General features: G+C 71.8%; 22 protein-coding genes. 16 read left to right on the plus strand and 6 right to left on the minus strand.

Annotated elements, in window-relative coordinates; all coding sequences use genetic code 11:
* Nucleotides 1-296: 296 nt before the first annotated feature.
* From pucD to ABIA33_RS22720, 3 genes are read right to left on the minus strand one after another with little or no spacing between them, the layout of a single operon-like run.
* Nucleotides 297-2,639, minus strand: a complete 2,343-nt coding sequence (pucD, locus tag ABIA33_RS22710) for a xanthine dehydrogenase subunit D (RefSeq protein WP_370084267.1) — start codon at nt 2,637-2,639, stop codon at nt 297-299.
* Nucleotides 2,640-2,683: 44 nt separating this feature from the next.
* Complete coding sequence (locus ABIA33_RS22715) at nt 2,684-3,172, minus strand: (2Fe-2S)-binding protein (protein WP_370084206.1); 489 nt, start codon at nt 3,170-3,172, stop codon at nt 2,684-2,686.
* Nucleotides 3,169-4,074: a xanthine dehydrogenase family protein subunit M gene (locus tag ABIA33_RS22720; protein WP_370084207.1), complete on the minus strand. Its 906-nt coding sequence runs from the start codon at nt 4,072-4,074 to the stop codon at nt 3,169-3,171. The genes ABIA33_RS22715 and ABIA33_RS22720 overlap by 4 nt, the downstream gene beginning before the upstream one ends.
* A gap of 415 nt (nt 4,075-4,489) precedes the next feature.
* On the opposite strand from ABIA33_RS22720, the gene ABIA33_RS22725 reads away from it, so the two are divergent.
* The 5 genes from ABIA33_RS22725 to ABIA33_RS22745 all read left to right on the plus strand — a co-directional run bounded on the left by ABIA33_RS22725 (nt 4,490) and on the right by ABIA33_RS22745 (nt 11,303).
* Complete coding sequence (locus ABIA33_RS22725) at nt 4,490-6,511, plus strand: M3 family metallopeptidase (RefSeq protein WP_370084208.1); 2,022 nt, start codon at nt 4,490-4,492, stop codon at nt 6,509-6,511.
* A gap of 127 nt (nt 6,512-6,638) precedes the next feature.
* Nucleotides 6,639-8,207: a PucR family transcriptional regulator gene (locus ABIA33_RS22730; protein WP_370084209.1), complete on the plus strand. Its 1,569-nt coding sequence runs from the start codon at nt 6,639-6,641 to the stop codon at nt 8,205-8,207.
* A gap of 96 nt (nt 8,208-8,303) precedes the next feature.
* Entirely contained in the window at nt 8,304-9,383 is a 1,080-nt protein-coding gene (locus ABIA33_RS22735; protein WP_370084210.1) for an ROK family glucokinase, read from the plus strand.
* A gap of 172 nt (nt 9,384-9,555) precedes the next feature.
* Complete coding sequence (locus ABIA33_RS22740) at nt 9,556-10,977, plus strand: ammonium transporter (protein WP_370084211.1); 1,422 nt, start codon at nt 9,556-9,558, stop codon at nt 10,975-10,977.
* Nucleotides 10,974-11,303, plus strand: coding sequence for a P-II family nitrogen regulator (locus ABIA33_RS22745; protein ID WP_370084212.1), 330 nt, complete (start codon nt 10,974-10,976; stop codon nt 11,301-11,303). Before ABIA33_RS22740 ends, ABIA33_RS22745 begins: the two co-directional genes overlap by 4 nt.
* Nucleotides 11,304-11,447: 144 nt before the next feature.
* Here the strand turns inward: ABIA33_RS22745 and ABIA33_RS22750 are convergent, their stop codons facing one another.
* On the minus strand, nt 11,448-12,062 hold the full coding sequence (locus ABIA33_RS22750) for a phosphatase PAP2 family protein (RefSeq protein ID WP_370084213.1): 615 nt from the start codon (nt 12,060-12,062) through the stop codon (nt 11,448-11,450).
* Nucleotides 12,059-12,748 carry a DedA family protein gene (locus tag ABIA33_RS22755; protein WP_370084214.1) on the minus strand — a complete coding sequence of 230 codons (690 nt, stop codon included), beginning with the start codon at nt 12,746-12,748 and terminating at the stop codon, nt 12,059-12,061. Before ABIA33_RS22755 ends, ABIA33_RS22750 begins: the two co-directional genes overlap by 4 nt.
* Before the next feature lie 164 nt (nt 12,749-12,912).
* Here ABIA33_RS22755 and ABIA33_RS22760 point away from each other — a divergent pair, with 164 nt between their 5' ends.
* The 5 genes from ABIA33_RS22760 (at nt 12,913) to ABIA33_RS22780 (ending at nt 16,245) form a co-directional block, all read left to right on the plus strand.
* Nucleotides 12,913-13,338 (plus strand): BlaI/MecI/CopY family transcriptional regulator, encoded by a 426-nt coding sequence (locus tag ABIA33_RS22760; protein ID WP_370084268.1) that lies wholly within the window; start codon nt 12,913-12,915, stop codon nt 13,336-13,338.
* The gene (locus ABIA33_RS22765) at nt 13,335-14,348 is read left to right on the plus strand and encodes a M48 family metalloprotease (protein ID WP_370084215.1); all 1,014 of its coding nucleotides are present in this window, start codon (nt 13,335-13,337) and stop codon (nt 14,346-14,348) included. The genes ABIA33_RS22760 and ABIA33_RS22765 overlap by 4 nt, the downstream gene beginning before the upstream one ends.
* Nucleotides 14,349-14,448: 100 nt before the next feature.
* Nucleotides 14,449-14,865 (plus strand): secondary thiamine-phosphate synthase enzyme YjbQ, encoded by a 417-nt coding sequence (locus ABIA33_RS22770; RefSeq protein WP_370084216.1) that lies wholly within the window; start codon nt 14,449-14,451, stop codon nt 14,863-14,865.
* 134 nt (nt 14,866-14,999) lie between these two features.
* Entirely contained in the window at nt 15,000-15,812 is an 813-nt protein-coding gene (locus ABIA33_RS22775; protein WP_370084217.1) for an SGNH/GDSL hydrolase family protein, read from the plus strand.
* Nucleotides 15,813-15,843: 31 nt separating this feature from the next.
* Nucleotides 15,844-16,245 carry a glyoxalase gene (locus tag ABIA33_RS22780; RefSeq protein ID WP_370084218.1) on the plus strand — a complete coding sequence of 134 codons (402 nt, stop codon included), beginning with the start codon at nt 15,844-15,846 and terminating at the stop codon, nt 16,243-16,245.
* On the opposite strand, the gene ABIA33_RS22785 is transcribed toward ABIA33_RS22780, so the two are convergent.
* Entirely contained in the window at nt 16,212-18,059 is a 1,848-nt protein-coding gene (locus ABIA33_RS22785; RefSeq protein ID WP_370084219.1) for a long-chain fatty acid--CoA ligase, read from the minus strand. The two genes, ABIA33_RS22780 and ABIA33_RS22785, sit on opposite strands and share 34 nt — an antisense overlap.
* Nucleotides 18,060-18,301: 242 nt before the next feature.
* Here ABIA33_RS22785 and ABIA33_RS22790 point away from each other — a divergent pair, with 242 nt between their 5' ends.
* The 6 genes from ABIA33_RS22790 to ABIA33_RS22815 all read left to right on the plus strand — a co-directional run bounded on the left by ABIA33_RS22790 (nt 18,302) and on the right by ABIA33_RS22815 (nt 24,605).
* Entirely contained in the window at nt 18,302-19,294 is a 993-nt protein-coding gene (locus ABIA33_RS22790; protein WP_370084220.1) for an alpha/beta fold hydrolase, read from the plus strand.
* Nucleotides 19,295-19,468: 174 nt separating this feature from the next.
* A complete protein-coding gene (locus ABIA33_RS22795) occupies nt 19,469-22,132 on the plus strand; it encodes a nitrate- and nitrite sensing domain-containing protein (protein ID WP_370084221.1) in 2,664 nt (887 codons plus the stop codon).
* A complete protein-coding gene (locus ABIA33_RS22800; protein ID WP_370084222.1) occupies nt 22,129-22,545 on the plus strand; it encodes a roadblock/LC7 domain-containing protein in 417 nt (138 codons plus the stop codon). Before ABIA33_RS22795 ends, ABIA33_RS22800 begins: the two co-directional genes overlap by 4 nt.
* A complete protein-coding gene (locus ABIA33_RS22805; RefSeq protein WP_370084223.1) occupies nt 22,542-22,970 on the plus strand; it encodes a DUF742 domain-containing protein in 429 nt (142 codons plus the stop codon). Before ABIA33_RS22800 ends, ABIA33_RS22805 begins: the two co-directional genes overlap by 4 nt.
* A 625-nt stretch (nt 22,971-23,595) precedes the next feature.
* A complete protein-coding gene (locus tag ABIA33_RS22810; protein ID WP_370084224.1) occupies nt 23,596-23,880 on the plus strand; it encodes a hypothetical protein in 285 nt (94 codons plus the stop codon).
* Entirely contained in the window at nt 23,877-24,605 is a 729-nt protein-coding gene (locus ABIA33_RS22815) for a hypothetical protein (RefSeq protein ID WP_370084225.1), read from the plus strand. The genes ABIA33_RS22810 and ABIA33_RS22815 overlap by 4 nt, the downstream gene beginning before the upstream one ends.
* The last annotated feature ends 7 nt before the right edge of the window (nt 24,606-24,612 follow it).

Here is a 24,612-nt window from a genome sequence, read left to right on the forward strand (position 1 = left end):
GTTCCACTCCCAAGGTTCACAGGGGGTTGGGGTGGGGCTCGCGGCCGGCCTGGTGCCCGTCAGGTAGGGAGTCCAGGGGACGGTGCGGCTCGCTTGTTTGAGTGCCTGGGATGTACCGGCCCCGGCGAGGGCTGGTACGGCGATTGATCCGGTCGTGTGCCTTGTCATGCGGTGCTGCTCATTGCAGTGCTACTCATTGCGGTCACGCCATTGACGTGTTTCGTGCTCTTGGTGCTTCCCCGGGGCGGCCGGGAAGACGGGAGCCGCCCCGGGGAGGTAGGGGGTCTGACCGGGGGTCAGGTACGGGTGATGTGCTCCGGACGGACGGGGACCCGGTTCAGGGCCAGGCCGGTCGCGGCACGGATGGCCGAGACGATGGCCGGGGTCGAGGAGAGGGTGGGGGCCTCGCCGACGCCGCGCAGTCCATAGGGGGCGTTGGGGTCGGCGAGTTCGAGGATCTCGACCGGCTGCGGCGGGGTGTCCAGGATGGTGGGGATCAGGTAGTCCGTGAAGGAGGGGTTCCTGACCTTGCCGTCCCGGGTGATGATCTCCTCCATCACCGCGAGGCCGAGGCCCTGGGTCGAGCCGCCCTGGATCTGACCGATCACCGAGAGCGGGTTGAGCGCCTTGCCGACGTCCTGGCAGGCGGCCAGCTCGACGACCTTGACCAGGCCCAGCTCCACGTCGACGTCCACGACGGCGCGGTGCGCGCAGAAGGTGTACTGGACGTGGCCGAAGCCCTGCCCGGTCTCCTTGTCGAACGGGACGGTCGGGCGGTGGTGGTGCTCGCGGGTCAGGTCGATCGCCTGGTCGCCGAGCAGGTCCACCATGGAGATGAGGACTCCGGCGGAGGCCGAGACGACCTTGCCGCCGACCAGCGAGAGGTCGTTGTAGGTCCAGCCGTAGCGCGAACGCCCCAGGTTGAACAGCTCGTTGCGCACGGCCTCGGCCGCGAGCTTCACCGCGCCGCCGGTCATGTAGGTCTGGCGCGAGGCGGAGGTGGAACCGGCCGAGCCGACCTCGGTGTTGGCCGGCTGGATGGTGACCCGCTCGACGCCCAACTCGGTTCGGGCGATCTGGCCGTGGACGGTGACGCCGCCCTGGCCGACCTCCGCCATGGCGGTGTGCACCATCGCGACCGGCTCGCCGCCGATCACCTCCAGGCGGACCCGGGCGGTCGAGTAGTCGTCGAAGCCCTCGGAGAAGCCGACGTTCTTCAGACCCACCGCGTAGCCGACACCGCGGACGATGCCCTCGCCGTGGGAGGTGTTGGACAGCGCGCCCGGCAGCTCGCGGATGTCGAGGTTGGCGGTGTCCAGGGCGGGCGGCAGCGGCAGGTCCTTGACCCTCTGCAGCAGCTCCGCCACCGGCGCCGGGGCGTCGATCATCTGACCCGTCGGCAGGTACGAGCCCTGCGAGACCGCGTTGAGCTGGCGCAGCTCCACCGGGTCCATGCCCAGCTTCGCGGCGAGCCGGTCCAGCTGGGTCTCGTAGGCGAAGCACGCCTGGACCGCGCCGAAGCCGCGCATCGCGCCGCAGGACGGGTTGTTGCTGTAGAGCGCGACGGCGAGGACGTTGACGTTGGGGATCTCGTACGGGCCCACGCTCAGCGAGGAGGCGTTGCCGACGACGGCCGGGGAGGCCGAGGCGTACGCGCCGCCGTCCAGGACGATCCGGGCGTCCATGTAGACGAGCTTGCCGTCGCGGGTCGCGCCGTGCTCGTAGCGCATCTTCGCCGGGTGGCGGTGGACGTGCCCGAAGAAGGACTCCTCGCGGGAGTACACGATCTTGACGGGCTTACCGGTGCGCTGTGCCAGCAGGCAGGCGTGGATCTGCATGGACAGGTCCTCGCGCCCGCCGAACGCGCCGCCGACGCCCGCCAGGGTGAGCCGGACCTTGTTCTCGGGCAGGCCGAGGACGGGCGCGACCTGCTGGCGGTCCACGTGCAGCCACTGGGTGGCGATGTAGAGGTCGATGCCGCCGTCCTCGGCGGGTACGGCCAGGCCTGACTCGGGGCCCAGGAACGCCTGGTCCTGCATCCCGACCTCGTACTCGCCGACGACGACCACGTCGGCGAGGGCGCGCACGCCGTCGTTCACCCCGAGACCGGAGATCACCTTCTGCTGGTGCACGATGTTGCCGGAGGCGTGGCCTTTGTACTCGGCCGGGTCGTGGACGTAGCCGTAGGTCTCCGGGTCGAGGCACTGCTCCTCGGTGGTGATCGGCGGCAGGACCTCGTACTCGACCTTGATCTTGGCGAGGGCGCGGCGCGCGGTCTCCGGGTGGTCCGCGGCGACGATGGCGATGGCCTCGCCGTGGTAGCGGATCTTGTCGATGGCCAGGGCCGGCTGGTCCTGGATCTCCAGGCCGTAGTACTTGCTGCCGGGGATGTCCTCGTGGGTCAGCACGGCGTAGACGCCCGGCTGGGTGAGGGCCTCGGAGATGTCGACCGAGAGGATCCGGGCGTGGGCGTGCGGCGAGCGCAGCGCCATGCCCCACAGCATGTCCTCGTGCCACAGGTCGGAGGAGTACGCGAACTCGCCCTTGACCTTGAGGGTGCCGTCCGGGCGAAGTGGCGAGCCGCCGATGCCGTCCGGGTGCGCCGTGGTGATGTCCTGGAGGTTCTTCTCGCCGCGGATGGTCCGCGTGGCGCTGTTCCTGGTGCTCTCGGGACTCCTGGCGCTCACTGGGACACCTCCTGCTGCTGGCACTTGCGGGCGGAGGCGAGGCGGACGGCGTCCATGATCTTCTCGTAGCCGGTGCAGCGGCAGAGGTTGCCCGACAGGGCCTCGCGGATGTCGCCGTCGCTGGGTTGCGGTTCGCGCTCCAGCAGGTCGTGGGTCTGGACCAGCAGGCCGGGGGTGCAGAAGCCGCACTGGACGGCTCCGGCGTCGATGAACGCCTGCTGCACCGGGTCGAGGCCGGTCTCGGGGTCCGCCAGGCCCTCCACGGTGCGGACCTCCCGGTCCTGCACCTGGCCGGCCGCGACCAGACAGCTACAGACCGGCGCACCGTCGAGGTAGACCGTGCAGGAGCCGCATTCGCCCTGCTCACAGGCGTTCTTGGAACCCGGCAGGCCCAACCGCTCGCGGAGCATGTAGAGAAGGCTCTCGCCCTCCCAGACGTCGTCTGCCTCGACCGGGCGGCCGTTGGCGTTGAAGGTCACCCTCATGCTGCACTCCTCAGCGACTGCGTGTACTCGGTCCAGGTCCAGGTCAGCGTGCGGCGGGCCATCACCGCGAGCGCGTGGCGGCGGTAGGCCGCGCTGCCGCGCACGTCGTCGATGGGGGATGCGGCAGCGGAGACCAGCTCGCCGAAGCGCTGGATGGCGGCCGGGCCGATCAGTCCGCCGGTCGCCCACAGGTTGCGGTCGGCCAGTTCGTCGGCGAGGAACTGCTCGGCCTCGGTGGCGCGGCGCGGGGTGGGCGCGGCCGAGCCGATGCCGGTGCCGACGGTGCCGTTCTTGGGGTGCAGTGCGAAGCCGAAGGCGCAGACCGCGATGACCATCGCGTTGCGGGTGCCGATCTTCGAGAACTGCTGGGGTCCGTCCGCGACCGGGATGCGGATCGCGCGGATCAGCTCGTCCGGCTCCAGGGAGTTCCGCTTGACGCCCACGTAGAAGTCGTCGATCGCGATCAGCCGGGTGCCGCGCACGGAGGCGGCCTCGACGAAGACGTCCTTGCCGGCCGCCAGCAGGGCGGGGTGGGCGTCGCCGGCGGGGGAGGCCCCGCCGAGGTTGCCGCCCACGCTGCCCCGGTTGCGGATCTGCGGGGAGCCGACGGTGTTGCCCGCGATGGAGAGGCCCTGCAGCGGCCCGGAGAGCTCGCTGGTGATCCGGGCGTAGGGGACGGCCGCGCCGAGGCGGATGACCTCGCCCTCCTGGCCCTCGTAGGTGCCGGACTCCCAGTCGGTCAGCTCGGTGATCCGGTTCAGGTCGAGCAGCGCGGTGGGCCGGTGGCGATCGAAGTTGAGCTCGACCATCACGTCCGTACCGCCGGAGATCGGCAGTGCGGACGGGTTCCCGGCTTTTGCCGCGAGTGCCTCGTCCCAGGTGGCGGGCCGCAGGAACTCCATGCGGTGTCTCCTTCGTCAGATCTCTTGTAGTGCTGTGGAGCGGTGGTCGTCCGAGACGAGTGCTACAGACGAGTGCTACAGCAGTGGCTGGTGGCGACGCGGAAGGTGATGCGGGGCGGGCGCGTCGACCAGATTCGGTCGTGGCTCTGCGGTGTGTGAGCCAGTACACATTCGCGAGGGCAGGGAGAGGCAGTCACTGATGCCATGAAGCAGCGACCAGGTGCCCCTCCCCGGCGCTGTACTTTTCTCCAAGCCGAATGGTCGGCTGGCTGTCACCTGCCGGAGGCCGGGCGTTCACCTGGCTCCGGTGCTCGGCGCGGCGTCCGGGTGCACTGCCCGCGACCGGCGAACCACCCGGAAAGCGACCCGAAAACCGGGACGCGGAGCCGCCACCCCCGGGCGTAGTGTCTGGCGGATGACGACGCTGAACCCCTTCCTCAGCTCCAGCACCTTGCCGTACGGACTTCCGCCGTTCGGAGACCTCCGCGAGGAGCACTATCTACCCGCATTCGAGGCGGGAATGCGCCTGCACCTCGACGAGGTGGCCGCCATCGCGGGCAGCGCGGAGGCGCCGACGTTCGAGAACACGATCGAGGCACTGGAGCGCGCGGGCGCGGTGCTGCGCCGGGTGTCGCTGGTGTTCTTCAACCAGTCCTCATCCGACACCACGCCGGGCGTGCAGCGGCTGGAGGCGGAGATCAGCCCCCGGCTGGCAGCGCACGAGGACGCCGTCCACCTGGACGCCGCCCTGTTCGCCCGCGTCGACGCCCTGCACGGGCAGCGTGAGGAACTGCGCCTCGACGCCGAGTCGCTGCGGCTGCTGGAGCGCTACCACTCCCGCTTCGTCCGGGCCGGGGCGCGGCTCGGCGAGGCCGAGCAGGCGCGGCTGCGCGAGCTGAACGCGGAGCTCGCGACGGCGTCCACGACGTTCGAGCAGAACATCTTCGCCGACACCCGGGCGGCCGCGCTGATCCTCGACAGCGCCGAGGAGCTCGCGGGCCTGTCCGAGGACGCGATCGCCGCTGCGGCGGAGAACGGGCGGGCACTCGGTCATGAGGGTAAGTACGTCATCAGCCTGAAGAACTTCTCGAACCAGTCCGAGCTGGCGTCGCTGGATGATCCCAAGGTTCGCCGCCGGCTGCTCGCTGCCTCGCTGGCCCGGGGAGGGGAGTCCAACGGCGGGCTCGCCGTTCGGATGGCCGTGCTCCGGGCCGAGCGTGCCGCCCTGCTGGGCTTCCCCAGCCACGCGGCCTACGAGGTCGCCGACCAGACGGCGGGCACCACGGAAGCCGTCGAGGGGATGCTGGGACGCCTGGTCGGCCCCGCCGTCGCCAACGCGCTCCGGGAGGCGGAGGCGCTGGCCGCCCAGGCGGGTGTGGACGGCATCGAGGCGGCGGACTGGCAGTACTACTCGGAGAAGGTCCGCAAGGCCCGGTTCGACATCGACGGCTCGGTGATGCGTCCGTACCTGGAGCTGGAGTCAGTACTCAGGGACGGTGCGTTCTTCGCCGCCGGGCAGGTCTACGGCATCAGCTTCGCCGAGCGCCCCGACCTGGTCGCCCACCACCCCGACGCCCGCGTCTTCGAGGTCACCGACGCCGACGGCAGCCCGCTGGGCCTGTTCGTGGGCGACTTCCACGCCCGCGAGTCCAAGCGCGGCGGAGCCTGGATGAGCGAACTGGTGCAGCAGTCGCACCTGCTCGGCCAGTTGCCCGTGGTCGTCAACAACCTCAACATCGCCAAGCCCCCGGCGGGCGACCCGGTGCTGCTGACCTGGGACGAGGTCAGCACCCTGTTCCACGAGTTCGGCCACGCCCTGCACGGCCTGTTCTCGGACGTCCGCTACCCCCTGGTCTCCGGCACCGAGGTGCCGCGCGACTTCGTCGAGTACCCCTCGCAGGTCAACGAGATGTGGGCGGACTGGCCCCTGGTCCTGGCCAACTACGCCAGGCACCACGTCACCGGCGAGCCCATGCCGGCCGAGCTGGTCACCCGGATGAAGCAGGCGGAGTCCTTCGGCCAGGGCTTCCGGACCGTCGAGTACCTCGCCGCCGCCCTGCTCGACTGGGCCTGGCACACCCTGCCCGCCGGGGCCGAGCCCGGCGACGCCGAGGCGTTCGAGGCCGCGGCCCTGCGGCGGTACGGCCTGGCGCTGGACGCGGTTCCGCCGCGCTACCGCACCGGCTACTTCGCCCACATCTTCGCGGGCGGCTACGCGGCCGGCTACTACGGCTACATCTGGTCCGAGGTTCTGGACGCCGACACTGTGGAATGGTTCAAGGAGAGCGACCGGACGATCCGCGAGAGCGGTGAGATCTTCCGCCGCGAGCTGCTGAGCAGGGGCGGCAGCGTGGACCCACTCGGTGCCTTCGCCGCCTTCCGGGGCCGGGCGCCGGAGATCGAGCCGCTGCTGGCGCGACGCGGTCTCACCGGCTGAGCTGTCCGGGAGGCCGGGCTCGACGGTGCCCCGCCCGGCCTCCCGGGAGTTGCCGCTCGGCAGGCCCGGTCGGGTAACGTGCGGCAACACCCGCGCCACACTCGGCCACATAGACGGAGGTACCACCGTGCGGATCGGAGCCCTGCTCGCGCCAGCCGCACCCCGTCTGCGGCTGCTCGCCGGGCGTGAGGAGCTCGACCGGGTGGTCTCCGGCGTCATGACGACCGACCTGCACGACCCCGGCCGCTACCTGCAGGGCGGCGAGCTGGTGCTCACCGGCATGCTGTGGCGCTCCACGGCGGAGGACTCCGAGCGCTTTGTCCGTGGTCTGGCCGCAGCCGGGGCCGTGGGTCTGGCGGCGGGCGAGGCCGAGGTCGGACCGGTCCCCGAGGACCTGGTCGCCGCCTGCGAGCGGCACCGGATGCCGCTGTTCGCGGTCCCCGAGGACGTGGCGTTCGCGCAGCTCACCGAGTACGTGGTGCGCCAGGTGTCGGCCGACCGGGCGGCCGATCTGTCCGCGCTGGTGGAGCGGCACCGGGTGCTGGTGACGGCGAGCGGCGGCGCCGGTCTCGACGCCGTCCTGGAACTCCTCGGCGGCGACCTCGACCTCGACTGCTGGGTGCTCACCCCCAGCGGCCGGGTCGTCGCCGGACCACCCGGCCGGCTCAACCCCGCCGAACGTGAACAGCTCGTCCGCGCCCACCTGGACGGCCAGCGCCGCCGCTCGGGCCCGTCCGTGCGGGTCCGGGTCGGCGGCCGGCCGTTCTCGGTGCTGCCGGTCGCCGCCGAGGGCACGAGCCTGCTCTCCCAGTGGCTGCTCGCGGTCGAGGGGGACGTCACCGAGTGGACCCAGAAGCGGCAGCAGCTCGCTGAGAACCTGGCCCGGCTCGCCGGAGCCGAACGCGAGCGCCGCGACGAGAGCCGCAAGCTGCGCAGCCGCCTCGCCGACGAGGTGATCACGCTGCTGCAACGGGACGCCCCGCCGGAGGAGCTGAGCCGCGCCCTGGAAGCCTCGCTGGCGATGGCGCAGGGCGACGACAGCGCCCCGGAGGCATGGGTCGTGGTGTCCGCCGAGGGCGTCGGCCTGCCCGACGGAACCGTACGCGCGGCCCTGGTCGAGGCGCTGACCGGCGCGGACGACCGGGCGCTGGTCGGCGGCGGCGGGACCGGCGCGATCCTGCTGGTGCCGCAGGCGGAGGACGGAGAGCCGATGGCGGAGCGGCTGCGGGCGCTCCTCGCCCCGCTGGAGGCCGGGCTCGGCGCCGAGGGCCGCCTCACGCTGGGCGCGAGCGCCCCCGCAGGCTCGGCCGGCGGGCTGCGCGGCGCGCTGGAGGAGGCCCGGCACGCACGCCGGATCGCCGCCGCCCGGGTCGGCCGGATCTGCGTCAGCGGCCCGGAGGAACTGGCCTCGCACGTGCTGCTGCTCGCCGCCGTGCCGGACGAGGTGCGCCGGGCCTTCCGCAGCCGGCTGCTGGACCGGGTCGTCGGCTACGACCTGGAACACCAGGCCGACCTGGTCCGCACCCTGGAGGCGTTCCTGCGCTACGACGGCTCCTGGACCCGCTGCGCGGCCGCGCTGCACGTGCACGTGAACACGCTGCGGTACCGGATCGGCCGGATCGAGGAGCTGACCGGGCGCGACCTGTCCAAGCTGGAGGACCGGGTCGACTTCTACCTGGCGCTCGAACTCTCCTGACGCGGCCGCCGCGTCGTCGGAGATCGCTTCTCACTGCCAAAACGAGGCAGGATGGCAGCAGCCACCCGAAGACCCTGGTGAAGGATCGGAACAGACGTGAGCGGTGCGTACACACGGACGAGCGGCCGGCGGGCGACCCGGCGACGGGACGGCGCTCCGCGCCCGGGGCTGCTCCGCCTGCCGACCGTCGGCATCGACATCGGCGGCACGAAGATCGCCGCCGGGGTGGTCGACGGCGAGGGCCACATCCTGGAGCAGCTGCGCACCGAGACCCCGCACAAGAGCAAGAGCCCGAAGGTGGTCGAGGACACCATCACCGAACTGGTACTGGACCTGGCGGACCGTCATGACGTGCACGCCGTGGGCATCGGCGCGGCCGGCTTCGTGGACGCCGACCGCTCGCGGGTCCTCTTCGCCCCGCACCTGTCCTGGCGCAACGAGCCGCTCCGGGACGCGTTGAGCTCCAGGCTGCGCCTGCCCGTCGTGGTCGAGAACGACGCCAACGCCGCCGCCTGGGCCGAGTGGCGCTTCGGCGCGGGTGCGGGCACCGACCACCTGGTCATGGTGAACCTCGGCACGGGCATCGGCGGCGCCATCGTCCGCGACGGCTGGCTGGAGCGCGGACGCCACGGCATGGCGGGCGAGTTCGGCCATATGACGGTCGTGCCTGGCGGACACCGCTGCCCGTGCGGCAACCGCGGCTGCTGGGAGCAGTACTCCTCGGGCAACGCCCTGGTCCGGGAGGCCCGCGAGCTGGCCGCCGCCGAGTCGCCGGTGGCACAGCCGCTGCTGGACCGGGTCTTCGGCGATGTCAGCGCGATCACCGGGCCGCTGGTCACCGAGGCCGCGCAGCAGGGCGACGCCGTCGCGATCGAGCTGCTGCAGGAGATCGGTCACTGGCTCGGCCTGGGTATCGCCAACCTGGCCGCCGCACTGGATCCCGGACGGTTCGTCATCGGCGGCGGGGTCTCCGCCGCCGGCGAACTGCTGCTCGGCCCGGCCCGGGAGGCGTTCCGCCGCAACCTCACCGGGCGCGGCTTCCGCCCCGAGGCGGACATCGTGCTCGCCCAACTCGGCAACGACGCCGGTCTCGTCGGCGCGGCCGACCTGGCCCGGCAGGTGGCGCGGCGGTTCCGCACCGTCAAGCGCAGCCGGGTGGAGCGGCCCCGCCGCTGACGGCCTGCGCCCGTGGCACGCGGTGCCTCCGGAAAGTGAGCAGGTTTTTGCACCGGTGAAACGCTGACGCAACGTCAGGGCAACGGCGGGGCTCGACCTTCCGGTTGGATGCGCGCGGCTCCGCCGCGTCGCGCAAGGCACGCTCTCGACCTCCGACGGGAGGCACCGCGCAGTGATTCCCTATCCAAGTTGGCTCAACTCAGGCGACAACACGTGGCAGTTGGTGGCCGCGACACTGGTCGGACTGATGAGCATTCCCGGTATCGCGATCCTCTACGGCGGCCTGGTACAACGCAAGTGGGCCGTCAACACCATGCTCATGGCGTTCAGCGCATTCTCCATCGTCCTGGTCGCCTGGGTGCTCTACGAGTTCAAGATGAGCTTCGGCCAGCCGCTGCACCTCGGCCCCGGCATCCTGCACTCCGCGGTAGGCAAGCCCGGCCCCATCACCAGCGCCGCCGCCGAGACCAGCAAGGCGAACATTCCTCTGGTCAGCGGCCTGGGCCTGATGCCGGACTTCCGCTTCCCCCAGTCGACCCTCGCCTACTTCCAGTTCGCCTTCGCGGCGATCACCCCGCTGCTCTTCCTCGGCAGCGTCATCGGCCGGATGAACTTCAAGGCCTGGCTGCTGTTCGTGCTGCTCTGGTCCGGCCTGGTCTACTCGGTCAACGCCTTCCTGCTCTGGGGCGGCGGCTGGTGGGCGCAGATGGGCGCGCTGGACTACTCCGGCGGCTACGTCATCCACCTCGCCGCCGGGACCTCCGGCTTCGTCGCGGCGGCCGTCGTCGGGCCCCGGCTCGCCCGCGACCGGGCCCGGGCCGTTCCCAACAACCTGCCGCTGGTGGCCTGCGGCGCGGGCTTCCTGTGGCTCGGCTGGAACGGCTTCAACGGCGGCGACATGTACTTCGGCGGCCAGAACGCGGCCGCCGCCGTCCTCAACACCAACCTGGCCACCGCCGTCGCGCTGCTGACCTGGGTGCTGCTGGACATGTTCCTCGGCGCCCAGCGCAAGCCCACCTTCCTCGGTGCGGTCAACGGCATGATCGTCGGCCTGGTCGCGATCACCCCGGCGGCGGGCTTCGTCACCGGCGTCGGCGCCATCCTGATCGGCCTGATCGCCTCCGTCCTGGTATGGCTGTCCTGGAACAAGCTCGCCAAGCTGAAGTTCATGAGCAGGGTGGACGACGCCCTCGGCGTGGTCCACACGCACGGTGTCGCCGGCCTGGTGGGCGGCCTGCTGGTCGGCCTGTTCGCCGACCCGGCCATGGCGATCTACTACAACAAGGACGGCAGTGTCGTCTCCGTCGCCGGACTCTTCCACGGCCACGCCAAACAGCTCGCACTGCAGGCGGGCGCGGCCGGGACGATCATCGTCTGGGACGGTCTGATGACCTTCCTCATCCTGCGGCTCATCGGACTGTTCATCAAACTCCGCTCCCCGGACGAGGTCCTGGAACTGGGCGACCTCGCAGTCCATGACGAGGAGGCCTACCCGAGCGAGGAGGGGCTCGCTGCGGTCGGTGTCGGCAGCAGCCCGCCCCCGGCGGTCGAGGCTGCTCCGGCGAAGAGCGCCGAACCCGCCGCCGAGCCGTGAAACTGATCACGGCGGTGCTCCCCATCGCCGGGTTCGAGCAGGTGCGCGAGGCGCTGCGCACGCTCGGCATCCCTGGCGTCACCGTCAGCTCGGTGTTCGCCCGGGTCAGCCGTACCCCCCGGTTCGAGGTGTACCGGGGTGTGCGACGGCAGGTGGAGCTCCACCCCGCGGTCCGGATGGACATCGTCGCCTCGGACGCCGACGCGGCGGACGTGGTGCAGGTCATCACGGTCGCCGGCGGCGGCCGTGGCGGCTCGGTGTGGGTCCAGCCGGTGGAGCAGCTGGTCCGCATTCGCACCCGCGAGCGCGGAGAGGCCGCGCTGTAGTGGTGCGCTCCTCCGTACGCGACGAGGCCCGCACCCCCTGCCATCGGGGGTGCGGGCCTCGCCGGTGCTGTTGCTGGCGGCTGCCGTTGGTCACGCGGGCTGCTGTCGCTCGCTGGTGCGGGTGCCTAGGAGGGTGCTGAAGATCTAGGCCGTGAGCAGGGGGCGCAGGAAGCCGGACTGGAGCCGGACCACCAGTGGCGGGCCGAAGCGCTTCGCCAGCAGCATCACCGGAACCGCCACGACCGCGCCGACGACCAGGCCGACCAGCACGTCGTGCGGGTAGTGCGCGCCGACCCAGATCCGCGAGAAGCCCATCAGCAGCGCGGCGAGCGTGGCGATGATCCCCAGCCTGCGGTCGACCATCCAGAGCGCTGCCGCCGCTGCCGCCGCGATGGCGGAGTGGTTGCTCGGGAAGGACCAGTCGCCGATGCCGGGGCAGGGCAGCAGCGTGGCCGGGGAGGTGATCACCTGGCAGGGCCTGGCCTCGTCGAAGATGGTCTTGACGATGTCGTTGGCGATGTAGGCGATCACCACGGTGACCGGCACCGCCAGCGCCAGGGCCATCGCGGTGGCGCTGCGTGCGTTCCGTGCCTGCCACCAGCCCCAGATCATCATCAGGGCGAACAGTCCCAGGCCGTAGTCGGCGTAGGCGGAGATCACGTTGTCGAACCAGTGCGGGGCGTTCTGCGCCTCGGTGATGAACCAGTGGTACAGGCCTCCGTCGATGGAAGCGCCGTTCAGGGCTGCGAGGTAGATCACTTGCCGGACTCCGGGGAGGTGCTGTCGGTGCTGCTTGTGCCGGTCGCCGCCTTGCGGCTGCGGAGGATCTCCAGGGCGATCGGGATCACCGAGACGACGACGATCACCGCGATGATCGGGAGGAGGTACTTGTCGATGTTGGGAATGGTGTTCCCGAGGCCGTAGCCGGCCAGCGTGACGCCGACCGTCCACAGCAGGCCGCCGAGGACCTGCCAGACGGTGAACGTGCGCACGGGGACGCCGAGCGCGCCGGCCATCGGGTTGAGCACGGTGCGGACAACCGGGATGAAGCGGGCCAGCACGATGGCCTTGGCGTGCCCGTACTTGGCGAGGATCTCCTCGGCCCTGACCGCGCCCTGCTGCAGGTGCTTGTTGCTGCTGCGGGCCAGCAGCGACTTTCCGCCCTTCTGCCCGATCAGGTACCCGACCTGGGCGCCCGCGATCGCGCCGACGATCGCGCAGACCAGAACGGCGGCGAGGTTGAGGTGCACACCGTTCTTGCTGGTGGTGCAGAGCAGTCCGGCGGTGAAGAGGAGCGAGTCGCCGGGGAGGAAGAAGCCGACCAGCAGACCGGTCTCGGCGAAGAGCACGGCGGCGATGCCGAACGCCCCGAAGGCGGCGAGCAGCGAGTTGGCGTCCAACGGGTTCACCGCCAGATTGATCAGGGCCGTCGGGTCCGGGGCCATGGACGTCACACTCCTGCGATGGGGGACACTGGTTCGAGTCCGGGTGGCGGTGCGAGCTCATTGTCTACATGCGTGTAGTCAACGTGTGCCACTCTAGTGGATGGAAGTAACCGTCCCGGTGAGAGGTTGGAGTCGTTGGAGCGGAAGGTCGGAGTCCCGTGGCGATGATCGGACCGCAACGGCGCCACCCGGGAGAGCTGGAGGCTGGAGTCCTGGCCGTTCTCTGGGCCGGGAACCGCGGTCTCACCCCCGGTGACATCCAGCACGCACTCGGCGGAGACCTCGCCCGCACCACAGTCAACACCATCCTGTCCCGGCTGTACGAGAAGGGCGTGGTGGTCCGCACCCGGGTCGGGCGCGCGTTCGCGTACGCGCCCGCGCAGGAGGCACAGGACGCGCCGGGGCTCGCGGCCCGGAGGATGCGCTCCGAACTGGAGAAGGAGGAGGACCGGCAGACCGTGCTGGCCCGCTTCGTCTCCGGTCTCAGTGAGGACGACGAGCAACTGCTGCGCAGCCTGCTCAGCGAGGGCCAGGGCGGCGCCGACGGTGACGGGGCAGCGGACCTGGACGGGGCAGGGGAGGCGCGATGACCTTCGACGTCTGGGCGCCGCTGGTGCTGCCGCTGCTGCTCGCCCCCCTCCTCGCCCTCTCCTCCGTCCGCTCCCTCCCCGACCGGCTGCCTCCCCGGCTCGCCGCATGGCTGCTCACCGGGACCGCGGTCGGCCTCGCCGGGGCCGGCGCCGTCTCGCTCGGGTTGCTGGCGCTCGCCGCCCTGCTGCACCTGCCCTTCGTCGCGGCCGTTGGCCATCTCGACGTGCCGGTCGCACGGCACCTCGCCCCCGGCGCGGTGGTGCCTGTGGGCACCCTCGCGGCCGTGCTGCTGCTCGTCGTCGGGGTACGCGCCGCCCGGGTGCTGCACCGCCATCTGCGGGACCACGCCGAGGCGCGGCGGATCATCCACGGGCACCGCACCGGCGGCGACCTGGTCGTGCTCCAGGACGCGGTCCCCGACGCCTACGCCCTGCCGGGCGGCCCGCTGCCGCGGGCCCGGAACAGGGGCAGGATCGTTGTCACCACGGGCATGCTCAGAGCCCTCTCGGCAGCCGAACGCGAGGTGCTGCTCGCCCACGAGCGGGCCCACCTGACCTGTCGCCACCACCGTTTCCTGCTGCTCGCCGACCTCGCCGCCGCCCTGCACCCGCTGCTCCGCCCGCTGCGCGAGGGCGTGGCGTACAGCGTCGAGCGCTGGGCGGACGAGACGGCGGCGGTCTCCGTCGCGGACCGGCGCCTGGTCGCCAGGGCCATCGGCCGTGCGGCGCTCGCCGGCGCCGGCGGCGGTGACCTCAGCGGACGGTCGCGGCGGCTCGCCGGCGTTGCCATGGGCGTCGCGGCCGGACCCGTGCCGCGCCGGGTCGCCGCACTGCTCGGCCCCGACCTCGCCGTGTCGCCAGCCAGGATCCGGCGGCGCTCGGCGCTGACGGCCGCTCTGCTCGCGACCGTCCTCGCGCTGTCCGTGGGCTCCACCCTGGACGCCGCGAAGGACCTGCACCACCAGGTGGAAGCCGCGCAGCGGCCGGGCCCCGCCGGCTTCTCCGAGTAGCGCTGGGCGGACAAGCCCTGGGGCCGGCCGGTCGAAGTGCCCGCGGGTGCACCGGCGCGTGCACCGCTGCGCCGACCGGCGGGTGGGCGAGGATGTGCCCATGGCCTTCAGGACGCTGATCCTCGAACTCACCACCGGCAGCCGCGAGACCGTTCTCGACCTCACCGACCGCTGCAACGCCTTCCTCGGCAATGTCGCGGCCGGGCGTGACGGGCTGCTCAACGTGTTCGTGCCGCACGCGACGGCGGGCGTCGCGGTGATCGAGACCGGCGCGGGCAGCGACGACGATCTGCTCGCCACACTGCGGGAGCTGCTTCCCGCGGACGACCGCTGGCGGCACCGCCACGGCAGTCCGGGCCACGGTCGGGACCACGTGCTGCCGGGGCTGGTCGCCCCGCACGCGACCATACCGGTGCTCGGCGGGCGGCTGGCGCTCGGTACCTGGCAGTCGGTGGTGCTGGTCGACACGAACGGCGACAATCCCCGACGAACCGTCAGATTGTCCTTCCTGGACTGAGACCGACCGTCCTGGACCGATCGGTGCGTTCCAGAAGAATTCTTGGCATGGACACTTTTGTTCGAGGTTACCGGCTGGTACTTATCTAGTGGCACACATCACACCGTGTGCCACCACCCAGCAGTGGAGGCCCCATGCGCCCACCCAGCGCACGCTCGCTCCGCACGCTCACTCTCACCCTCCTCACCGCCCTCGGGCTCACTCTCACCGGACTGGCCGCCGTTCCGGCGAGCGCGTCCGAGCCCGGGTACGCCGCCCTCGGGGACTCGTACTCCTCCGGGCTCGGGGCCGGCAGCTATCTGGGCTCCAGCGGCAGCTGCGAGCGCAGTACGAAGGCATACCCGTACCTGTGGCAGGCCGCACACGCACCGGCCTCCTTCACCTTCGTCGCGTGCTCGGGGGCGACCACGGCGGATGTGCTGAACAGTCAGCTGTCCGGCCTGAACGGGTCGACGGGGCTGGTCAGCATCACCATCGGCGGCAACGACGCGGGATTCGCCTCCAGCATGGAGACCTGCGTCCTCGCCGGCACCAGCGCCTGCCTCTCCGCGGTGTCGACCGCGGAGAGCTTCATCAACAACCAGCTCGGCGCGCTGCTGGACAACACCTACGCGGCGATCCGCGCGCACGCTCCCAACGCGCATGTGGTCGTGCTGGACTACCCGCATCTCTACCAGGTGCCGGGGAGCTGCGTGTTCGGGATCAGTGACACCTCGCGCAACGCCATCAACGGCGCGGCGGACCAGCTGGACGGCGTGATCGCCAAGCGCGCCGCCAACGCGGGCTTCAGCTTCGTCGACGTGCGCGGCGCGTTCACCGGGCACGAGATCTGCTCCAGCGACTCGTGGCTGCACAGCACCACGTGGCCGATAAACGAGTCCTACCACCCGACGGCGGCCGGGCAGTCCGGCGGCTACCTGCCGGGGTTCACCTCCGCCGCGGGCTGATCCAACGGCGGCATGCAGCATCATTGGCGGCATGACCGACGATCAGGGGAGCCAGGCGTCCAGCCCCTTCATCCACCATGTGGAGCTGTGGATGGACGACCTGGCCACCGCCGAGCGGGAGTGGGGCCCGGTGCTGCTCGCGTTGGGCTGCGAGCCCTTCCAGCACTGGGAGGACGGCCGCAGCTGGCGGCGCGACGGCAGCTATGTGGTGATCGAGCAGTCCCCGGACCTCCGGCCCGGCGGCCACGACCGCCTGCGGGCGGGGATCAACCACCTCGCAGTGCGGGGAGAGCGGGAGTCCGTGACGAGAGCAGCGCTCTCGGCGGGCTGGAGCGTGCGGACGGACACCGGCCGGGCAGTGCACCTGACCGACGGTCAGGGTTTTGAACTCGAGGTCGTCTACGTCGAAGCGCCCGAAGTCGCTTCGGAGTAGAGCGCGTCGATCTCGCGCGCGTACATCTTGGTGACGGCCCGGCGGCGCAGCTTGAGCGAGGGGGTCAGCAGCCCCTCCTCCTCGGTGAAGTCGCCCGGCAGGACCCGGAAGGCGCGGATCGACTCGGCCCGCGAGACCGCGGTGTTGGCGGTGTTCACCACCCGCTGCAGCTCCGCGTGCAGGTCGGGATCGGTCCGGGCGACGGCCGGCGGTTCGAGCGTCCGGCCGCGGCGCTTCTGCCAGTGCTCCAGGGCCTCCCGGTCGAGCACGATCAGCGCCCCGATGAACGGGCGGTTGTCGCCGACGAGCATGCAGTGCGCGACCAGGGGGTGCGCCCTGACCCGGTCCTCCAGCACGCTGGGCGCGACGCTCTTCCCGCTGCTGGTGACGATGATCTCCTTCTTGCGGCCGGTGATGCTGAGATAGCCGTCGTCGTCCAGATGGCCCAGGTCGCCGGTGGCGAGCCAGCCCTGGCTGAGCGTCAGCCCGGTGGCGCCGGGGTCGTCCAGATAACCCTGGAAGACCTGTCCGCCGTGGAGCCACACCTCCCCGTCCTCGGCGATCCGCACGGTCGTACCGGGAACGGGGTGGCCCACGGTGCCGAACCGGGGCCGGTCCGGCGGGTTGGCGGTGGCTGCGGCGGTGCACTCGGTGAGGCCGTAGCCCTCGAACACGGTGATTCCGGCCCCGGCGAAGAACAGGCCGAGCTCCCGGTTCATCGCCGAGCCGCCCGACATGGCGTGCCTGACCCGGCCACCGAGCACGCCCCGGACCTTGCTGTAGACGAGCCGGTCGTAGATCTGGTGCTGGAGCCGCAGGCTCGGGCTCGGCCCGGGGCCGTCGCCGAACGCCTGCCGCTCCACGGCGGCGGCGTAGCGCACCGCCGCACTGACTGCCTTTTCGAACGGGCCGAGCTTCCCCGCCTCCTCGGCCGCCGCGCGCGCCCGCTGCATCAGCTTCTCGAAGATGTAGGGGACGGCGAGGATGAACGTGGGCTGGGTGGCCTCCATCGCGGGCATCAGGTCGGCGGGCGCGAGACTCGGCTCGTGCGCGAGGCGCACGCCCGCTCGCAGCGCGGCGACTTGCACCATCCGGCCGAAGACATGGGCGAGCGGCAGGAACAGCAGGGTGCTCGGCTGCTCGGTGTCGTTGTTGCGGAACACCGCCTGGTAGCGGGCCACCAGGTTGTCGGTCTCGGCGGCGAAGTTGCCGTGGGAGAGGACACAGCCCTTGGGACGTCCGGTGGTGCCCGAGGTGTAGATGACGGTGGCGACCGACTCGGGGGAGACCGCCTCGCGGTGCCGGTGCACCAGCTCGTCGTCGACGCCGCGTCCGGCGAGGGCGAGCGCCCTCAGTGCGCCGGAGTCCAACTGCCAGATGCTGCGCAGGTTCGGCAGCGCTTCGCAGACCGAGCCGACGGTCATGGCGTGGTCCTCGTGCTCGACGACGCAGGCCACGGCCTGGGAGTCGGCGAGGATCCAGCGGAGCTGCTCGGCCGAGGAGGTGGGGTAGACCGGGACGGGCTGCGCGCCGATGGTCCACAGGGCGTAGTCGAGGAGGGTCCACTCGTAGCGGGTGCGGGACATCAGGGCGACCCGGTCGCCGAAGCGGATGCCCTGGTGCAACAGGCCCTTGGCGATGGCGACGACCTGGTCACGGAACTGCAGCGCGGTGACGTCCTGCCAGCTCCCGTCCTCGGTGCGGCGCGAGAGCTGGACCAGCCCGGGGTCCTCGGCGGCGACGGCGAACACCGAGTCGGCGAGGCCGCCGGTGCGCAGCGGTGGCGCGAGCGCCGGAACCGAGTACTCCCGCACGCCTGCTCCCTCCATGCGTTCCGAGCTGAACGCCCGCCGGCCGCTACGTTGCGGCTGAATTTCGTAAGTTACTCGACGTAAACAATGCCGACCAGGGTGCTCGTCGATCTCCACGCTATGTGCACGAGCAGGTCACAACGCTCCAGGGTGTTGACGGGTCTGCCCCGCGCCCATAACTTACTCTCCAGTAAGTTCTGCTGGGCCCGGTACATCGCGCACGTCTGAGGCAAGGAAGTGGCCCCATGTCCGTCGCTCCGCCGCGCACTATCGCGCGCACCGTCGCCGCCGCCGACGGTGCGCCGATCGCCGTGTACGTGGAGGGCGACGCCGAGGCACCGGTCACCCTGGTGCTCGCGCACGGATGGACTCTCGACGCGAGCGCCTGGCAGCAGCACGCGCGTGACCTGACCACGGCCGGCTCCGGCTCGGCCGTGCCGGTCCGGGTCGTCCGCTACGACCAGCGCGGGCACGGTGCCTCCGGCGGCGGCAGCCGTCCGTGGAGCATCGACCTGCTCGGTGAGGATCTCGCCCACGTCATCGCGGAGACCGCGCCGACCGGGCCGGTCGTCCTCGGCGGGCACTCGATGGGCGGGATGACCATCATGGCCCTGGCCGCCGCGAGGCCGGAGCTCTTCGCCGAACGGATCGGCGGCGTCCTGCTCACCAGCACCTCGGCGGGGCGGCTCGACCCGCGCGGACGGCGGGACGTCCCGCTCAGGTCGCGCGCGCTGGGCCACGCCGAGTCCGCCTTCTTCGGCTACTGCTCACGCACGGTCGAGCGCTCCGAGCGCATCCGGGCCCGACTGCCCGGACCTGCGGGCAGGCTCAACCCCTACCTGGTCAAGCGGTATCTGTACGGTCCCGGGGCATCGCGCGAGGCAGTTCTGGCCGGGGCCAGGATGATCCACGCCTGCCCCATGGCCGCTGTCGCGGACTGGTTCCCGGCCCTGATGCGGCATGACAAAGCAGGAGCGCTGGGCGCGTTGAGGCAGGTGCCGGTCGAGGTCGTCGTCGGCACCCTCGACCGCCTGACGCCGGTCGCCCACAGCCGGCGTCTCGCCGCCGAATTGCCGGACGCCGAACTGCACGTCGAGCCCGGTTGCGGCCACATGCTGCCGCTGGAGCGCCCCGAGGTGATCAGCGCCAGGCTGCGGACCCTGGTGGCACGGGCGGCCGCGGGGACGGGCGACGGGGCGGGCGAGGGGACGGGCGACGGGGCGGGCCGGGCGGGTTGACCCGGTCTGTGCGGGAGTCGCACAAAGCTCACTTTCGTACGTCCAACTGATGCTCGAACTGATCATCAGACAGGTAGTAGGCTCACGCCGACACACAGGTACCTCCGCACCCTTCCCTGCCATCCAGTCGGTTCCGTCTCCGCGTGCACCCCTGCGGTCGGCCCGGAGGAGCCCATGCGCTTTCGCAGCAGATCGGTTCGCGCGAAGATTATCGCGCTGCTCCTGGTACCGCTGGCCTCGCTGACCGGGCTGTGGGCCTACACCACGGCCGGAAGCGTCAGCCAGGTCTGGGGTCTGATTCAGGTCAGCACCGACTACCGCTGGTTCGGCACCCCCGCGGACGACCTCTCGCGCGCCCTCCAGGACGAGCGCCGGGCCGCCGTCGCCTACGCTGCCGCACCCGCGGGCAAGGGCGATCTGGACACCCTGCACCGCGCCGAGGTGGCGACCGACCAGCTGGCCGCGGTGGTTCGGGCCCATGCCTCCGACGCCGGAAAGCTCGCCGACCTGAACGCCACCCAGCGCCTCGCGCTGAACGGCGTCCTCACCCAGATCGCCGGCCTCCCGGCGAGCCGCGGCCAGACCGAGCACCACCAGCTCGGCTGGGACGACGTCTACCAGTGGTACACCGACGCACAGACTCCCTTCTTCACCCTGCGCCTGCAGCTGAGCGACCTCCAGGCCGGCGACCTCACCCGCGAGGCGGGCAACCTGATCGAGCTGGTCCGCGCTCGTGAGTACATCTCCCGCGAGGACGCGCTGATGTCCGGCGCCCGCGCCGCCGGCCACTTCACCGAGTCCGAGTTCCAGAACTTCCTCGCCACCATCGACGGCGGGTCCCTGCTCTTCTCCGTGTACCAGCCGCAGCTGCCGGACCAGGAGGCCGCACTCTTCACCGGGTTCACCAGCGGGCAGGACTACGCCACCCTGGCCGGCCTGCAGGAGCAGGTCAGCGGGCTGGGTGTGGGCCGCGCCGTCGCCGGGGTCGACGCGGCCCACTGGCAGACCGCCGCGAACTCCGTGCTCGACCAGCTGAGCCGGCTCGACGTGCAGGCCGCGACCATCGAGGGCGATCGCGCCAGGTCCTACGCCATGGGCGTCATCTGGCGCGACGGGGCGGTCGGGCTCGCCGGACTTCTGGCGGTGCTGCTCACCCTGCTGGTGTCACTGCGCATCGGCCGCGGCCTGGTACGCGAGCTCGTCGAGCTGCGCAACTCCGCCTTCGAGCTCGCCGGAGTGCGCCTGCCCGAGGTGATGCGACGGCTGCGGGACGGCGAGCGGGTCGACCTCGCTTCCGAGGTGCCCGAGGTGCCGGCCCGCATGGGTGAGCACGACGAGATCGCCCAGGTCGGGCGGGCCTTCAACGCGGTTCAGCGGGCCGCCGTCGAGGCGGCCGTGCAGCAGGCGGAGCTGCGTCGCGGCATCGCCGCCGTCTTCGTCAACCTGGCCCGGCGCAGCCAGGCGCTGCTGCACCGTCAGCTCACCCTGCTGGACGAGATGGAGCGCCGGGCGGAGGACCCCGACGAACTCGAGGACCTGTTCCGACTCGACCACCTCACCACCCGGATGCGCCGCCACGCCGAGGGCCTGATCATCCTCTCCGGCTCCGCGCCCGGCCGTACCTGGCGCCGCCCGGTGCGGGTGCTGGACGTGGTCCGGGCGGCCGTCGGCGAGGTGGAGGACTACGCGAGGGTGCGGGTGCACCGGATGCCGCCCGTGGCCGTCGTCGGCGGCGCGGTCTCCGACGTCATCCATCTGGTCGCCGAACTCGTCGAGAACGCGGCGGTGTTCTCCCCGCCGCACACCCAGGTCCGGATCCAGGGCGAGGAGGTCGCCAACGGCTTCGCTCTGGAGATCGACGACCGGGGTCTGGGCATGGGGGAGGAGGCGCTGATCGCGGCGAACAACCGCCTGGCCACCGGCGGCGACTTCGACCTCGCCGACTCCGACCGGCTGGGGCTCTTCGTGGTCAGCCGGCTGAGCACGCGGCACGGCGTGCGGGTCTCCCTGCGGCGCTCGCCGTACGGGGGGACCACGGCGGTCGTCCTGCTGCCCCGCGAGCTTCTCGCCCCGGTCTCGTCGCGTCCCGGGGACGCCTCCGCGCCCGACGGCGATGAGACCTCGGAACCGGCGCTGCCCGTGCAGCGACGGCGGATGGGCCGCGAACTGCCGCAGTCGGCACGGATTGCGGCGGCGCAGAGTCCCACCCGGCCCCGGCCCGCGGTACCGGCCGTCCCGGCGGACGGGGAGCCGGTGGCCTCGCCACTGCCCCGGCGGCGAGCGCTGCCCACCCGAGCGGACAGCTACCTCGCGGCGCGGGACGGCGCCCGCGACGGCGCGGCAGGGGACGGTTCGCTGCGGGAGGGCGGCTCGGGGGACGGTGGCACGCGGGAGGGCGGCACCCGCGACGGTGGCACGCGGGACGCATCGGTGCGGGACCTGGTGCTGAGGGGCGCGCGCACGCCCGAAGCCCCCGCGCAGGACGCGTCCACGCCGCAAGCCCCCGCGCAGGCGCCCGCGCCGGTCGCCCCGCTGCTGCCGCGCCGGGTCCGGCAGGCGAACCTCGCGCCGCAGTTGCGGGTGGCGGCCGCCGAAGAAGGGGAGGGCCACCGGGCCCACCCCGAGCCTGAGCAGCCGGCCGGGCGGGAACGTTCACCCGAGGAGGTTCGGGCGACGTTCGCCTCCTTCCAGCGGGGTCTCAGCCGGGGCCGGGCCACACCCCAGACGCTGTCCGAACCGGCGCCCGAACCAGTGGGGCCCGGCGGCGAGGCACTCGCCGATCCCCCTGCCCGCGCAGCTGGGACACCCGAATCCGCACCGGAAGGAACACACCGATGACCGCACCGACGAAGCCGTCCGGCGACCTCAACTGGCTCCTCGACGACCTGGTGCGCCGGGTCCCCGAGATACGTCACGCCGTCGTCCTCTCCAGCGACGGACTGGCCGCGGGCGCCTCCTCGGCGCTGAGCCGTGAGGACTCCGAGCACCTGGCGGCAGTCGCCTCCGGATTCCACAGCCTGGCCAAGGGCGCGAGCCGCCACTTCCAGGCAGGCGCGGTCCGGCAGACCATGATCGAACTGGATCGGGCCTTCCTCTTCGTCACCGCCGCCGGTGACGGCAGCTGCCTGGCGGTGCTCAGCGAGGCCGAAGCCGACGTGGGCCTGGTCGCGTACGAGATGGCGCTGCTGGTCAAGCGGGTCGGGGAGCACCTGGGCAGCGAGCCTCGGGCGGGCCAGCCCGCAGTCCGGTGAGTGCTGCCGAGCAGGGCGCTGCCGAGCAGGGCGCTGACGAGGCGTGGGACGACGAGGAGTCCGCGCTGTCGCAGCTGGTCCGCCCGTACACGCTGACCAGAGGCCGGACCCGGCATGCCGAAGGGGCCGCCTTCGACGTGATCGCGCAGGTCGCGGTGACGGACCTGGCGGGGACCGCCGACGCCGAGGACGCCGAGGGCGCGGACGACCCGGAGCACCAGACGATCCTGGAACTCGTACGGGAGCGGCCGCTGTCGGTCGCCGAGATCGCGGCCGGGACCGACCTCCCACTCGGTGTCGTCCGGATCCTGCTGGGCGATCTGCTGGAGGCCGAGCTGATCCGGGTGAGCCGTCCCGTGCCCGCGGCGCTGCTGCCGCACGAGAGCGTGCTGCGCGAGGTGATCCAGGGCCTGCGCGCCCTGTAGCTTCCTCGGGCCCGTACGACCTGGGGAGCGATAGGGCTCGGGCGCACACCGCCCGGCACCTCCGCTGGCCGCGTTGCCGGTCTGACATCGGCGGCTGGCGCCGCGGGGCCCAAGTAGCTCCGCTACAAGGGCGTCCCGGCGCCTTGCCATCGAAGGCCGCGCGGCGGAGCCGCACAGTGTCACTGCGACGGCGTGCGCTGACCCGAGCCCTATCGCTCCCCAGGTCGTTGGTTCCATCGGGCGCTGTCGCTCTGTCGAGCGTGTAGTTCTATTCGGCCGATCGTCCGATGTATGCCCATTCGAATAGCTGATGCCCGGTCGGGTGATCTTCCCCCGTCGGGGCGGTGCGGCGGCGCAGCCCACGGCAGAGTCCCTGCTCATGGGACGCATCACAGATCCTTACCGAACATCGGCGCTCCGCGCGCCCGGGGCGCGTCGTGGCGACCTGGCGCACCATCACTGGCCGTGCACCACTTCGCCGCCTCCCCCGCCGCCCGTGCCGCCCCCACCACCCGTGCCGCCCCCACCGCCGCCTGCGCCCCCGTCCGGCGGGGACGAGCAGCCACCGCTGCCGCCGCAACCGCCGCCCCTGCCTCACTTCCACTGCCAAGTAGTTCCGCCGCCGGTGCGGCAGCCCGCCGCACATGTCGTGCCGCCGGCCCCGCGCCGTCCGGCACCCGCCCCGTACCACCCGGCCCCGGTCCGGCACCTGGCCGTCGTGCTGCCCGCGCCACCCGCCCCCAGTCAGCTGCACGCCGCGACCGTGACGCCGCGGGTCATCACGGACACCGCCGCGCCCGCGCCCACAGGTTCGCCCGAGGCCGCGTTCGTCTTTGTCGCGATCACCCTGCCCGCACTCATCTCGGCCGGGGCCAGTTTCGTCAACCACGCTTTCGGGAGACACCGTTGATCCTCGGCTTCGTCCTCTTCGCGCTGCTCGGCGGTCTTGCCGCCGTGATTGTCCTGGCCGCCTTCGGGCGGACCACCCGCTCCCGCGAGGGGGCGTTCTCCGGTGGCGCGTTGGGCTTCCTCGGCTCGGCCTCGCTCTCTTCGTTCATCCTGGTCGCCGCCTTCCTCATCGCCGGCTCCTGGGCCAACATCAACACCGCCCGGGGCCACACCTTCGACGAGGCCCGCGCCCTCAACGCCGCCTACACGGACGCCGATCCGACGACCCGTCCGTTGCTCCGGAGCTACGTCACCTCCGTGATCGGCAGCGAGTGGACCAGCATGGCCCGCGGCACGGCCAGCCCGGCCACCTGGAGCGACCTGGACACCGTGCGGGCGCACGTCGAGACGCTCGCCAACCCGGCCGTCCGCACGCAGGAGTTGAGCGACCTCGCCGCCGTCTACACCACCCGGCAGATCCGGCTCGCCGACACCTCGGCGTCGCTGCCGGCCCCGCTGTACCCCGCGCTGATCTGCACTGGCCTGCTGGTGCTGCTGTACGCACCGATCGCCGGACTGACCTTCCATCTGCGCGAGTCGATCGCGCTGGGACTGGTGGGCGCGATCGTCGGTTTCGGCGTCTACATGGTGCTGCACATGACCCACCCGTACGTCGGGCCGATCCACGTGACCCCGGTCGCCTACACCCAGAGCCTGGCCCGCTTCGCCCAGCTCTCGGGGGGCTAGGAGGGTG

This window comes from Streptacidiphilus sp. MAP12-16 (assembly GCF_041262165.1).
In the GTDB taxonomy this organism is placed as follows: Bacteria; Actinomycetota; Actinomycetes; order Streptomycetales; family Streptomycetaceae; genus Streptacidiphilus.

Bases quoted from the DNA above. Each gene is read 5' to 3' on its own strand.
- ABIA33_RS22715 (WP_370084206.1), bottom strand. From the start codon at position 3,172: ATGAGGGTGACCTTCAACGCCAACGGCCGCCCGGTCGAGGCAGACGAC.
- ABIA33_RS22720 (WP_370084207.1), bottom strand. From the start codon at position 4,074: ATGGAGTTCCTGCGGCCCGCCACCTGGGACGAGGCACTCGCGGCAAAA.
- ABIA33_RS22725 (WP_370084208.1), top strand. From the start codon at position 4,490: ATGACGACGCTGAACCCCTTCCTCAGCTCCAGCACCTTGCCGTACGGA.
- ABIA33_RS22755 (WP_370084214.1), bottom strand. From the start codon at position 12,748: ATGGCCCCGGACCCGACGGCCCTGATCAATCTGGCGGTGAACCCGTTG.
- ABIA33_RS22760 (WP_370084268.1), top strand. From the start codon at position 12,913: ATGATCGGACCGCAACGGCGCCACCCGGGAGAGCTGGAGGCTGGAGTC.
- ABIA33_RS22765 (WP_370084215.1), top strand. From the start codon at position 13,335: ATGACCTTCGACGTCTGGGCGCCGCTGGTGCTGCCGCTGCTGCTCGCC.
- ABIA33_RS22770 (WP_370084216.1), top strand. From the start codon at position 14,449: ATGGCCTTCAGGACGCTGATCCTCGAACTCACCACCGGCAGCCGCGAG.
- ABIA33_RS22775 (WP_370084217.1), top strand. From the start codon at position 15,000: ATGCGCCCACCCAGCGCACGCTCGCTCCGCACGCTCACTCTCACCCTC.
- ABIA33_RS22780 (WP_370084218.1), top strand. From the start codon at position 15,844: ATGACCGACGATCAGGGGAGCCAGGCGTCCAGCCCCTTCATCCACCAT.
- ABIA33_RS22790 (WP_370084220.1), top strand. From the start codon at position 18,302: ATGTCCGTCGCTCCGCCGCGCACTATCGCGCGCACCGTCGCCGCCGCC.
- ABIA33_RS22795 (WP_370084221.1), top strand. From the start codon at position 19,469: ATGCGCTTTCGCAGCAGATCGGTTCGCGCGAAGATTATCGCGCTGCTC.
- ABIA33_RS22800 (WP_370084222.1), top strand. From the start codon at position 22,129: ATGACCGCACCGACGAAGCCGTCCGGCGACCTCAACTGGCTCCTCGAC.